Genomic DNA, 11,950 nt, shown 5'->3' on the forward strand with positions numbered 1-11,950 from the left:
CTCCAGGCCACGCCTGGCCGCCGATAAGTATCCCTTATCGGTGGTGATTGATCTGACGGCTCTGAAGGCCTAAAGTCGTGGCAAATCACGGCGAAGATCACTGCTGGACGCGCAGAATTCGAGGGCGAACAAAAGGATGAAGAACAGCTCAATCGCTGCGAATGGTCGCCTTGTGACGCTGGCTTCTCGCGAGCTCAACGAACCGGCGCTTTACCTCTTCGAACAATGCCGGAGGCAGCGGCCCGTGATATCCGCTCTCGCTGTCAACAGGGCGAATATCGGGCCCCGGCCAGACGAAGCGGTTGCTCTCGGTCAACACGATCCAAGATCGCTCGTCATCGAGACCCAGGCGGCGTTTGGTAACCGGCGGGATTTCGATTGCTTCGCTGGGATCGGACGGTGGCGAGTGCGTGATTGGCAGGACACGCACTGCAGGTGTCCCGTCCTGAAGCGTCGCAACAATCGCCAGCACGAGAGCCGGGCGATCCTTGTCCCCCTCCTCTCGTCCGTCCAGATGCTGCCAATGCCAGAGATAGGAATAGCGAAAGACCCAGCCGACCTTCGGTTCAATCGGCAGCATTCTTGTCCATCAGCAGTTCGGCATTGAGATGATCCAGGCCCCGCTCCATCATCGAAGCCTCGATCGCGGCCAGTTCGTCGTCACTGATCGCAGCCGTCAGATCGACCCGACGGTCCCGCTTGGCCAGCCGGAGATAATCTTCATAGGCCATGAGCACCGTGCGCGGCCGGCCGTTCTTGGTGATGATGACCGGCTCTCGCACGGCGGCATCCTGGTAGGCACCGAAATTCTTCGAAACCGCAGCTGCTGTCACAATCGACGTCATGGCAGATCTCCTTTGTTCCGGAATATACGGGCTTTCCGGAACTTTTGCAAATGTGCTCCTGAAAGTGACGGAATACGATGACGCGAAAGCCACTAACATCCAAATCGACCGACGATGTGGTTACGCGACGTGTGGAAGAACTCGATACCATCGCTGCCGTACTCCCAATGGAACGCCGTGACGAATTGGCTGAGCTCCTGACGGACCAGGATGTCGAGACGCTCCGTCATCTCGTCAACGAAGGCATGGGCGCAAATACACTGCGCGCGCTCACCTCCGATCTCGCCTACCTGCAGGCCTGGTCGCTGGCGGCATCAGGACGATCACTCGCCTGGCCCGCGCCGGAAGCGCTGCTGCTGAAGTTTGTCGCTCATCACCTCTGGGATCCGGAAAAGCGTCTGACGGATCCGGATCATGGCATGCCGGCCGAGGTCGAGGACAAGCTTCGCCTCCAAGGGTTTCTCCGTTCTTCAGGCCCCCATGCACCCGACACCGTGCGCCGACGTCTGGCAACCTGGTCGACGCTGACCAAATGGCGCGGACTGCAAGGTGCCTTCACCTCCCCTGCCCTCAAGTCGGCCATCCGGCTGGCGGTGCGTGCAACGCCACGCCCGAAGCGGCGCAAGAGCGTCAAGGCCGTGACAGGCGATGTCCTGTCGAAGCTGATTGGCACCTGCCGGGCCGGCAGCCTGCGCGATGTCAGGGACAAGGCGATCCTGATGGTTGCCTTTGCCTCCGGTGGGAGGCGCCGCAGCGAAGTGGCGGGGCTGCGTAAGGAGCAGTTGGTCATGGAAGCACCTATCCCGGTTGAAGGATCAGCTCCCCTGCCCTCGCTGTCCATTCAACTCAGCCGCACCAAGACCAGCGGCGCCGACAACGAAGAGGTTGTCTACCTCACCGGCCGGCCCGTCGATGCGCTGAATGGCTGGCTCGAGGCCGGCAGGATCGAAAGCGGCAGTGTGTTCCGGGCGATCGATCGCTGGGGCAATGTCTCAAAGCGCGCGCTGGATCCGAAAGCCATCAACGATATCGTCAAGCAGCGCGCCTTCATGGCAGGGCTGGACCCGGCGGAGTTTTCCGCCCATGGCCTGCGCTCCGGCTACCTGACCGAGGCAGCCAATCGCGGCATTCCGCTTCCAGAAGCCATGGAGCAATCCCGGCATCGATCGGTTCAGCAAGCATCCGAATACTACAATAGCGCAACGAGACGGAGTGGCAGAGCAGCCAGGCTGCTCTAGTTCGGTGATGCTCTCTCATGGGAGGGCGCGCCAGCTATAAACCGTGGAACGAGTGCTGTATGAAATGCGGCGCCACTGCCGTACGATCATGCCTCTACCTGGTACCTCGTATAACCCATCACCCCGTTTTCCGATCGCCGTTCGCATTGGCACGCATCAGTGACATTAGCATCGGTCCCAGCCCGAACTCCCCTGCCCGCGCTCGGCGCGTGAGATCGCGGAGATATCCACCTGCCGAATTGATGTGCCCTGCCCTCTCCAAGATTGCAGCCATCGCAACCGCGGCGTTCTCCGGCCCCATCACCTCGCAAGCCTCCTGGTAAGCCGACGGGCTAACGCCAAGCATGGATCGAACCACCACCGCGGCCCCCATCAGCTCGCGCCAATGGGAGATCGTCCCGCCGGGCCCGTAGTCCAAAATCTGNGCCAAGCATGGATCGAACCACCACCGCGGCCCCCATCAGCTCGCGCCAATGGGAGATCGTCCCGCCGGGCCCGTAGTCCAAAATCTGCGGGCAGGCTTTCAGGACCATCGACAGTGGGAACGCCTTAATCTGTTCCGGTTTTGCCAACGGCTGAGCAACCGCTTTGGGTTCTACTTCCAGCTCGACGGCTCCGCCCTGCTCTTTTCCAGAGCTAGGATCAAGTTCATGGATGGATTCGGGTTTTGAATTCTGTATGTGACAGCCAATTTGAACAGCATTGCCGTCCATATATTGAGAATCTGACTGATTTTCCAGACGGGTGAGGATTTAGGTGCGCAATAGCTGCATCTCGTCGAGGATTGCCTCCACCTGGCGACGGTCAGGATTGCGGGGGAGTCGGCTGACAATGCCGACATACATGTCTTCGATGGCTTCCCAGTCGCCGTCGGCCCCCTCATCCATCGCGGCGGAGATCAGCTTGCGTACATCACGCCGGCAGATAGTCAGCGCTTCTTTGGCTCGTCTGAACTGCAGGCGCTCGGCAGCGACTTCCTGTGCCAGACCTGCAAGTTCCGCAGCACGAGCCAAAAGTGGAGAAAGATCGAATCCAAAAGCCTGCTCGATATCGCCACCCTTGTCCCGGTGAGCGTAGCGCTTGCCGTTCGGGCTATCCTTGCGCTGGATGAGCCCGGCTTCGACCAAGGCAGCCAAATGCCGCCGCAAGGTCGTTCCGGTTATGCCGTGCGCTCTGACAGACAGCTGAGCATTGGATGGAAAGACCACCAATCCACTATCGCAGTTGAGCTCGCTCTCTGGATAAAACGTCAGCAGTGCGTCCAGCACAGTCAGCGCCCTGTCCTGGAGGCCGAGGCGTTCACGGGCCTCACAAGCGTCGCGAAACACCTTCCATTTTTCGACCGGGCGGTTTGGTTTCGTCTCAGACGTCTGCAGCTGTCTCTTTACGAGAGCAAGCACGACCGGCCGCCGCCCAAAGGGCGTCGTTACATTTTCGGGATGCATTTTCCTACCTTTCGAAAGGCAACAGAAAAACGCTCGCCGGAACGACGTCAAAGACTCTTGACGGGGATTCTGAGAAGTGCGATTCTCTCAACCGACCAAAGTGGAGAAGGCTCTTCGGAATTCATTTCGGAGGGCTTTTTCTTTGCCGATTTTGCTTCACCGTGAAACAGTCCAGCGGCTCAATTCATCATCAATCCCCCTCGCGATTCTGTTTTTGAAATTGTTCGTAAAGCTCATCCAGTCTCGCTGACACAAACTTGGCGAACGCTGGAACAGCCTTTTCTTCGAAAACGATGGACGTCTTGCCATCGTTCGCTTCGATGCTCACTGCGCGCTTACCCGTCGGAGTTCTCCAAACGTCCGTCGACTCAGATCTCTTTTTGCTTACCTTGGGGTGCCCGGACAACTCACGCAGCAAGCCACTAAGACGCGCATCGCTGTCTAGCCGCTGTTCAACATATCCTCTTAGAATCTGCTGGGCCGCTTCGACCATTGATGGATTTGCAAGATGTTCGGCCAGAGCCATCCATCTGGCGCGTCCCGCCTTGGGCGCGGGGCCAATCAAGTTTACGACACTGTCCGGCAATCGTCGGGCCACCGCAATGTATCTGCTCACATCCGCTTTATCCGTAACGAGAGCAGAAATAATAGTGGCGCGGTCGCACCCACCGTCCTCCAGATTTCGTGCAAAAAAGGCCTTTTCGATAAAGGATAGATCTTTCCGATCCAGATTTTCCCGGCCTTGGGCAATGTAGAGTTGGCTGTCAGAAAGACTTTTAACAATTGCTCGGACAGGTCGCCCGAGCTGTTCGGCAGCTCTCAAACGGCGTCGTCCATATGCAATCTGAAACCTCCCCGCAGTTTCAGGATTTGGACGAACAAGGATCGGCACCTGCTGCCCATGTTCAGCAATACTTGCTACCAGCGCCTCAAAATCGGGGTCGACCTCGAGCTGTATGCGATCAGTTATCTTTGAGTTATCGATCGCAGACGGGTCGAGGGAAACGACCGGTTCACCTTCGGCCAATTGTTGCTGCAGCTTGGTTACTTGCTTGGCATTTTCCGCCATTTCATGGAGTGAGGACCCCATCGCCGATATTGCACCAGTGCGCACCCGATCAGGAGACCTGGCCGGTGACGATGCGGTGACGACCGGCTTTTTCATGAAGAGGTTGTCGATGGAATCCTTGCGGCTCATGAACTTACTCCAGGATGAGAGTCCCGATCAATTGGCTCGCTGTTGGGAGCTCCCAACAAACGCGGTTCAACACTCTGGGAAGATGGGCTGATCGGAATGGTTGGGAGCTCCCAACAATCCGCGATATCATTATGTGGAGAACCGAATTGGGTACTCATGCCCGACCCCAAGCCTGCTTAATCAATGTCTCAACCTCCGAGTTGACCGCCTCCAACGACTCCATCGCCCGATCATAGGTGGAGCGAGTCATGTTCTCACGACCAATCTCATAGAGGGTCTGCTTGGTCAGGCCGGCGTCCGATACCGCTGCAGACTTCAGCATGGGATTCGTCAACACGTAGTCATCAAAAAGATTACGGAGCAGAGCCGCGACCTTCGTTTGAGGAGCGTCTTGAGGCTCATATCTGGTCAATAGGTAGCGGATGAAATCATATTTGAGTTCGCCGCCAGCATCCCGCACTACACCGAGCAGATCACGCGTCATCAAAAGGAACTGACTCATCGACGATATGTCGAGCATCTGCGGATGAATCGTGATGATCATCGCAGTCGCTGCGCACAATCCACTGAGCGTTAGGAAGCCGAGCTGAGGAGGGCAGTCAATCACGACGACGTCGTAGTTGTCGGCAACCTCGTCAAGCGCCGCCGCCACTCGTGCAAAGAACAGCGTTTCGCCTGAAGCCCCCGCGCTGAGCGCTCTGGGCGTCGTATGCTCAAACTCCATCAGTTCTAGATTACCTGGGACGAGATCCAGGCCGTCGAAGTAAGTTGGCCGGATCACCTCCGAAAGTGCGCGACGCTCTTCGTCGTAACGAATTGCAGCATATAGAGTGTGGTTTGACGCGACATCCAATTCCGGAAGAACGCCTAGCAGTGCCGAAAGACTGGCTTGTGGATCGAGATCGACGGCTAGAACGCGATAGCCCTGGAGAGCCAGAAATTGTGCCAAATGAGCTGTCGTTGTCGTTTTGCCGGACCCGCCTTTGAAGTTGGTGACGGCAAGGACTTGCAGATGCTCACCTGGGCGACGGTGAGGGACAAATTCTATCGTCTCTCTACCGCGTGTCGATTGGGCGAGCAGTCGACGAATCTGGTTGATCTCACTGAGATTATATAGGCGCCTCCCGTTACTCGTAGTTTCCGGCTGCGGTCCTTCACCAGCCAGCGTCATCTTGCGCAACGTGGAATCAGATATTCCGATCAAACGAGCAGCTTCACCCGACGTAAACTTACGGAGGACCTTTTGTGAAGTCGGCGGGAACAGCGCCTCGCTCATAGACTGAAGCTGAGAGCTCAGGAGTTCAGCCTGCGCCCCGATCGTTTCATCAGCACTTGGGAGGCTGTGCCTATTCACGTTTTTAGCCACGCTCACGATGATCTCTCTTATCACGGATTTTAAGCCGAAACGGCCTGTTTACCGTGACGATACCTGCAACCAGTTTCTTGGCAAGGACTTAATGGTTAACGAAACCTTAATCGACGCATTGCCACCTACGGTAACCCAAACAGATTACGTATTTTATACAGTAACTTAGCATCTCCCTTGTAGCTTCCTGTTCCTCATTTGTTTTATTGTGAATCCTGCAACTTGCCGAACCCGTAAAGCAGTCGATTCCTCTGCCAAACGCATGCGGTCGCCATGTCTACCGCGACTCAGCGCGATTCTCATTTGTCGAATCCTACAACTGCCGCTCGGTTCCGATCCGTGCACATATCTCAATCGACTCAACATCGACGGAGATATCCATGCAGCTACTGGCGATTTCGACACCTCGAACCGCAAAAGAAGAGAGACTGCTCGCTGCCCAGCACGCCCTCCGGGCAAAAGTCTTCGCCGACCGGTTGGGATGGGAAGTCGACGTTGATGACGGGATGGAGATGGATCGATTCGATGATCTACGTCCAACATACATTCTAGCTGTCGGGGGTGACGATCGTGTCCATGGCTGCGCACGGCTTCTACCCGCCACCGGGCCGACAATGATCCAGGAGATTTTCCCGTCACTTCTTCCAGATGGGAGGCTCTTTGCTCACGCCGCAATGATCGAAAGCTCACGTTTTTGCGTCGATACGCAATCGCAAGGATCGAGTGCGCAGAGCTCCATCAACAACGTCACGCAAGCAATGTTTGCTGGCATCATCGAGTGGTCAATCGTCAACGGCTTTAGCGACATCGTCACCGTGACGGATCTGCGGTTTGAGCGGATCCTCTCCCGTGTCGGATGGCCATTGCAACGACTGGGAACACCTCAAAAGATTGGCGTCACCACGGCAATTGCAGGCGTTCTCCCCGCAGACCGCGCTTCGTTCCAGCGGTTGCAGCCACCGCACTATCGGTCGCTCATCGCTACTTCCTTCCACAAGGCCGCTTGAGGACAGCCACGTGACCCAGCTTCTTTCCCATCCAAGACTTGTACGCAAGCTCCAGGAGGCGCTAGGCGATCAGCTATGCGTCGCGCTCGACGACAGTAATGTCGTTGAAATCATGCTCAATCCAGACGGCAAGCTGTTCATCGAACGGCTTGGTCACGGCGTAGCGCCTGCCGGGGAAATGTCATCCGCTGCGGCGGAGATGGTCATCGGGACTGTTGCGCACGCTCTTCAGTCCGAGGTCGATACCAATCAACCTATCATCTCCGGTGAGCTGCCAATCGGGGGGCACCGGTTCGAAGGCCTGCTGCCTCCCATCGTTGCAAAACCGGCGTTCACTATACGCCGGCGTGCCTCACGTCTCATTCCGCTCGATGACTATGTTCGCACCGGCGTCATGACAGACCTGCAAGCAGGAACGATCAGAAGCGCGATCGCCTCGCGATTGAACATCATCATTTCAGGCGGGACCGGCTCCGGGAAAACCACGCTAGCCAACGCAGTGATCGACGAAATCGTAAGAAGTGCGCCAGAGGATCGACTGGTGATCCTCGAAGATACGGCGGAGATCCGGTGCGCCGCCGAGAACGCCGTTCTTCTCCACACAAGTGACAGCGTTGATATGGCCCGCTTGCTCAAAAGTACGATGCGCCTTCGACCTGATCGCATCGTCGTCGGCGAGGTGCGCGATGGCGCAGCCCTCACGCTTCTTAAAGCCTGGAACACAGGGCATCCGGGCGGCGTCGCAACCATCCACTCCAACACCGCCATGTCCGCACTCCGCCGGCTTGAACAACTCACGGCAGAGGCAAGCCAACAGCCAATGCATGAAGTCATTGGTGAGGCCGTTGACCTCATCGTTTCGATCGAGCGCACGCCCCGCGGCAGGAGAGTCCGTGACATCATAACCGTCGAGCGTTTTGCCAAAGGCGAATACGAAATCCAGTCCGAGCACCTTACGGAAGAACAGGAAGCCCGTCATGTTGCGTAAGACCAATGTTTTCGCTTTTTCAGTAATAGCAACTCATTTTGCCTTCGTGGTGCCGGCGATGGCGAGCTCAGGTGGTGGCAGCCTTCCTTGGGAAGGTCCTCTGGAGCAGATCCAGCAATCGATCACAGGTCCAGTCGCTGGATACATCGCGCTCGCAGCCGTTGCCATCGCTGGCGGTATGTTAATCTTCGGCGGCGAACTCAACGATTTCGCGCGCAGGCTGATGTACGTCGTCCTGGTCGCCGGCATTCTGCTCGGTGCGACGACGATCGTCGGCCTCTTTGGCGCCACCGGTGCATCGATCGGCATTTCGGAGAAAGTCACCTCTACCTTCCCAGCTATAAAATCAGGGGAGGGCACAGATGGCTGAAGCTGCCTCAAGACTGCAACGAAATCGCATTCATCGCGCGCTGTCGCGTCCGAACCTTTTGATGGGCGCCGACCGCGAGCTGGTGCTGATCACCGGGCTCGCCGCCGTGATCCTGATCTTCGTTGTCCTGACGGTCTACTCGGCGCTCTTCGGTGTGGCCGTCTGGATCGTCATCGTCGGTCTGCTTCGCATGATGGCCAAATCCGATCCGCTGATGCGGCAGGTCTATGCCCGTCACATTTCCTACAAGCCCCACTACCGGCCAACGGCCGCGCCGTGGCGAAGATACTGAGGTGTCCTGATGGTTGCCCTCAAACGATTCCGCACGACCGGTCCCTCGTTCGCTGATCTGGTTCCATACGCCGGCCTGGTCGACAACGGCGTCCTGCTGCTGAAGGACGGCAGCCTGATGGCTGGCTGGTATTTCGCGGGTCCGGACTCCGAAAGCGCCACCGACCTCGAACGCAACGAGCTGTCCCGACAGATCAGTTCAATTCTTTCACGACTAGGGACCGGATGGATGATCCAAGTCGAAGCCATCCGCGTGCCGACGGTCGACTATCCCACGCCAGATCAGTGCCGTTTCCCGGATCCTGTCACCCGAGCGATCGATGCCGAGCGCCGTGCTCATTTCGGGCGGGAGCAGGGGCATTTCGAGAGCAAGCACGCGATCATTCTCACCTACCGGCCGCTCGAGTCGAAGAAGACGGCGCTTAGCAAATACATCTACTCGGACGAGGAGAGCAGGAAGAAGTCTTATGCCGACACGGTCTTGTTCGTGTTTCGAAACGCGATCCGGGAAATCGAACAGTACCTGTCTAACACTTTGTCGATCGCTCGCATGAAGACCCGCGAGGTCCGCGAGAGGGGAGGGGAGCGGGTCGCACGCTATGACGACCTCATGCAGTTTGTTCGATTTTGCATCACGGGGGAGAGCCATCCGGTTCGGCTACCGGAAGTTCCCATGTATCTCGACTGGCTGGCGACGGCAGAGCTGGAGCATGGCCTGACGCCAAAGGTCGAGAACCGGTTCCTCGCGGTTGTAGCCATCGATGGGCTGCCGGCCGAGAGCTGGCCCGGCATCCTCAACAATCTCGATCTGATGCCGCTGACCTACCGCTGGTCGTCGCGGTTCATCTTCCTCGATGCCGAGGAGGCGCGCCAGAAACTCGAGCGCACGCGAAAGAAATGGCAGCAGAAGGTTCGACCTTTCTTCGACCAGCTTTTCCAGACCCAGAGCAGATCGGTCGATCAGGATGCCATGACCATGGTTGCCGAGACCGAGGACGCCATCGCTCTGGCATCGTCCCAGCTTGTCGCCTATGGCTACTACACGCCTGTCGTCATCCTGTTTGATGATGACCGTGACGCTCTGCAGGAAAAGGCGGAAGCCATCCGCCGGCTCGTCCAGGCAGAGGGGTTCGGAGCGCGCGTCGAGACCCTGAACGCGACAGATGCGTTTCTCGGAAGTCTGCCGGGGAATTGGTACGCCAATGTCCGTGAGCCGCTGATCAATACAAGCAACCTGGCAGATCTCGTCCCGCTCAACTCGGTATGGTCGGGTAACCCAGTGGCGCCGTGCCCTTTCTATCCGCCGAACTCGCCACCGCTGATGCAGGTCGCTTCGGGATCGACGCCGTTTCGTCTCAACCTGCATGTCGACGACGTTGGCCACACCCTGATCTTTGGACCGACGGGCTCGGGAAAATCGACGCTTCTCGCGCTGATCGCCGCGCAGTTCCGTCGCTACGAGTTCGCTCAAATCTTTGCTTTCGACAAGGGTAACTCGCTCCTCCCCCTGACGCTTGCCGCCGGCGGCGATCACTACGAAATCGGCAACGATCAGAACGGGGAGGGGAAAGCGCTAGCGTTCTGCCCTCTGTTCGATCTTTCGACAGATGGCGATCGCGCCTGGGCGACCGAGTGGATCGAAACGCTTGTCGCCCTGCAGGGCGTTACCATCACACCCGACCATCGCAATGCAATCTCACGCCAGATCGGGCTGATGGCGACAGCACCCGGAAAGTCGCTATCGGACTTTGTCAGCGGCGTGCAGATGCGCGAGATCAAGGACGCACTCCATCACTATACCGTCGACGGCCCGATGGGTCAGCTTCTCGACGCGGAAGAGGACGGGCTGACGCTTCGAGCGTTTCAGTGCTTCGAGATCGAGCATCTCATGAATATGGGCGAGCGTAATCTGGTGCCCGTTCTCACCTACCTCTTTCACCGGATCGAGAAGCGGCTCGATGGCTCTCCGAGCCTCATCCTCCTCGACGAGGCCTGGCTGATGCTCGGGCATCCGGTTTTCCGCGACAAGATCCGGGAATGGCTGAAGGTTCTCCGCAAAGCCAATTGCGCCGTCGTATTGGCGACGCAGTCAATCTCCGACGCCGAGCGCTCCGGCATTATCGACGTCCTGAAGGAGTCCTGCCCGACCAAGATCTGCTTGCCGAATGGTGCCGCACGCGAGCCGGGCACGCGGGAATTCTACGAGCGGATCGGTTTCAACGAGCGCCAGATCGAGATCGTCTCGGGCGCCATCCCGAAACGCGAATACTATGTCGCCACGCCAGACGGACGGCGGCTTTTCGATATGTCGCTCGGGCCGGTGGCACTGAGCTTTGTGGGCGCATCCGGAAAGGAAGACCTGAAGCGGATCCGCGCGCTGAAGGCGGAATATGGCCAGGACTGGCCAACCCATTGGCTTGAATCGAGAGGAGTTCCGGATGCCACGTCGCACCTCAACGCCCAGTAACTGGATCGTCGCAACGATGACTGCGGCAATCGCGCTGTTGCCGATTGCTTCCGTCCATGCGGGCTCTGCAACGGGCGCCGCCACCGAATGGACGCAGCTCGCCAACAATGCTCAGCTCATCGATCTTCTCAAAAGCTCTGGCCTGCAGGTCGATAACCAGCTGACCCAAATCACGCAACTCGCAGAGCAGATTCAGAACCAACTGAAGATCTATGAGAACATGCTGCAGAACACAGCGCAGCTCCCTGATCATATCTGGGGCCAGGTCGAGGGCGATCTCAACCGCCTGCGCAGCATTGTTGATCAAGGGCAGAGCATCTCGTTCTCAATGGGCAATGCCGACGACGTCCTTCAGCAGCGGTTTAATAGCTATGCGGATCTGAAAACCAACCTGCCGAACGCCGAGTCTTTCTCGAACACCTACCAATCCTGGTCGGACACGAACCGGGACACGATCGGCAGCACGCTCAAGGCGGCGAGCCTGACAGCGGATCAGTTCGACACGGAGGAAAGCACGATGACCTCGTTGCGATCCATGTCGGAGTCGGCCGACGGCCAAATGAAGGCCCTCCAGGTCGGACACCAGATTGCCGCCCAGCAGGTTTCACAGATGCAGAAGCTGCGTGGTCTTGTCTCGCAGCAAATGACGATGATGGGGACATGGCTGTTGGTTTCCACGCGGAACTGAGCCGGTTTTTCCACCGAGAAGTGAGCCACCTCTGAGTATGGTTTTCT

At 57.8% G+C, this 11,950-nt stretch carries 10 protein-coding genes and 2 pseudogenes; 7 read left to right on the top strand and 5 right to left on the bottom strand.

The features are described from left to right. Positions 1 to 148: 148 nt before the first annotated feature. Positions 149 to 580, bottom strand: a complete 432-nt coding sequence (locus J5N58_RS24315; RefSeq protein WP_244713794.1) for a plasmid maintenance toxin (PemK-like) — start codon at positions 578 to 580, stop codon at positions 149 to 151. After that, positions 567 to 845 carry a type II toxin-antitoxin system Phd/YefM family antitoxin gene (locus J5N58_RS24320; RefSeq protein WP_112828854.1) on the bottom strand — a complete coding sequence of 93 codons (279 nt, stop codon included), beginning with the start codon at positions 843 to 845 and terminating at the stop codon, positions 567 to 569. Before J5N58_RS24320 ends, J5N58_RS24315 begins: the two co-directional genes overlap by 14 nt. 77 nt (positions 846 to 922) lie before the next feature. Between J5N58_RS24320 and J5N58_RS24325 the strand changes: the two genes are divergently transcribed. Continuing rightward, on the top strand, positions 923 to 2,083 hold the full coding sequence (locus tag J5N58_RS24325; protein ID WP_162750716.1) for a site-specific integrase: 1,161 nt from the start codon (positions 923 to 925) through the stop codon (positions 2,081 to 2,083). 118 nt (positions 2,084 to 2,201) lie between these two features. On the opposite strand, the pseudogene repC reads toward J5N58_RS24325, so the two are convergent. The 3 genes and pseudogenes from repC to repA form a co-directional block, all read right to left on the bottom strand. Continuing rightward, positions 2,202 to 3,528, bottom strand: a pseudogene (gene repC, locus J5N58_RS24330) (plasmid replication protein RepC). A 190-nt stretch (positions 3,529 to 3,718) separates the two neighbouring features. Next, positions 3,719 to 4,726 (bottom strand): plasmid partitioning protein RepB, encoded by a 1,008-nt coding sequence (repB, locus tag J5N58_RS24335; RefSeq protein WP_112635411.1) that lies wholly within the window; start codon positions 4,724 to 4,726, stop codon positions 3,719 to 3,721. Positions 4,727 to 4,880: 154 nt separating this feature from the next. Then, complete coding sequence (repA, locus tag J5N58_RS24340; RefSeq protein WP_172891012.1) at positions 4,881 to 6,098, bottom strand: plasmid partitioning protein RepA; 1,218 nt, start codon at positions 6,096 to 6,098, stop codon at positions 4,881 to 4,883. Between the two features lie 374 nt (positions 6,099 to 6,472). Here repA and traI point away from each other — a divergent pair, with 374 nt between their 5' ends. The 6 genes and pseudogenes from traI to trbJ form a co-directional block, all read left to right on the top strand. Continuing rightward, the gene (gene traI, locus J5N58_RS24345; protein WP_112635409.1) at positions 6,473 to 7,099 is read left to right on the top strand and encodes an acyl-homoserine-lactone synthase; all 627 of its coding nucleotides are present in this window, start codon (positions 6,473 to 6,475) and stop codon (positions 7,097 to 7,099) included. A gap of 10 nt (positions 7,100 to 7,109) precedes the next feature. Further along, positions 7,110 to 8,087 (top strand): P-type conjugative transfer ATPase TrbB, encoded by a 978-nt coding sequence (gene trbB / locus J5N58_RS24350; protein ID WP_112635407.1) that lies wholly within the window; start codon positions 7,110 to 7,112, stop codon positions 8,085 to 8,087. Further along, positions 8,077 to 8,457 carry a TrbC/VirB2 family protein gene (locus tag J5N58_RS24355; RefSeq protein WP_112635405.1) on the top strand — a complete coding sequence of 127 codons (381 nt, stop codon included), beginning with the start codon at positions 8,077 to 8,079 and terminating at the stop codon, positions 8,455 to 8,457. Before trbB ends, J5N58_RS24355 begins: the two co-directional genes overlap by 11 nt. Further along, on the top strand, positions 8,450 to 8,749 hold the full coding sequence (locus tag J5N58_RS24360) for a conjugal transfer protein TrbD (RefSeq protein WP_172891011.1): 300 nt from the start codon (positions 8,450 to 8,452) through the stop codon (positions 8,747 to 8,749). Before J5N58_RS24355 ends, J5N58_RS24360 begins: the two co-directional genes overlap by 8 nt. Positions 8,750 to 8,758: 9 nt before the next feature. Next, positions 8,759 to 11,215 carry a conjugal transfer protein TrbE gene (locus tag J5N58_RS24365; RefSeq protein ID WP_172891010.1) on the top strand — a complete coding sequence of 819 codons (2,457 nt, stop codon included), beginning with the start codon at positions 8,759 to 8,761 and terminating at the stop codon, positions 11,213 to 11,215. 16 nt (positions 11,216 to 11,231) lie between these two features. Then, a pseudogene (gene trbJ / locus J5N58_RS24370) lies at positions 11,232 to 11,882 on the top strand (P-type conjugative transfer protein TrbJ); the annotation flags it as partial. Positions 11,883 to 11,950 lie beyond the last annotated feature (68 nt).

This window comes from Paenirhizobium cremeum (genome assembly GCF_022884085.1).
GTDB classification, from domain to species: Bacteria; Pseudomonadota; Alphaproteobacteria; order Rhizobiales; family Rhizobiaceae; genus Allorhizobium; species Allorhizobium cremeum.

Coding starts and splice junctions, on each gene's coding strand:
- J5N58_RS24355 (WP_112635405.1), top strand. CDS start 8,077: ATGTTGCGTAAGACCAATGTTTTCGCTTTTTCAGTAATAGCAACTCAT.
- J5N58_RS24315 (WP_244713794.1), bottom strand. CDS start 580: ATGCTGCCGATTGAACCGAAGGTCGGCTGGGTCTTTCGCTATTCCTAT.
- J5N58_RS24320 (WP_112828854.1), bottom strand. CDS start 845: ATGACGTCGATTGTGACAGCAGCTGCGGTTTCGAAGAATTTCGGTGCC.
- repB (WP_112635411.1), bottom strand. CDS start 4,726: ATGAGCCGCAAGGATTCCATCGACAACCTCTTCATGAAAAAGCCGGTC.
- J5N58_RS24365 (WP_172891010.1), top strand. CDS start 8,759: ATGGTTGCCCTCAAACGATTCCGCACGACCGGTCCCTCGTTCGCTGAT.
- traI (WP_112635409.1), top strand. CDS start 6,473: ATGCAGCTACTGGCGATTTCGACACCTCGAACCGCAAAAGAAGAGAGA.
- J5N58_RS24360 (WP_172891011.1), top strand. CDS start 8,450: ATGGCTGAAGCTGCCTCAAGACTGCAACGAAATCGCATTCATCGCGCG.
- J5N58_RS24325 (WP_162750716.1), top strand. CDS start 923: ATGACGCGAAAGCCACTAACATCCAAATCGACCGACGATGTGGTTACG.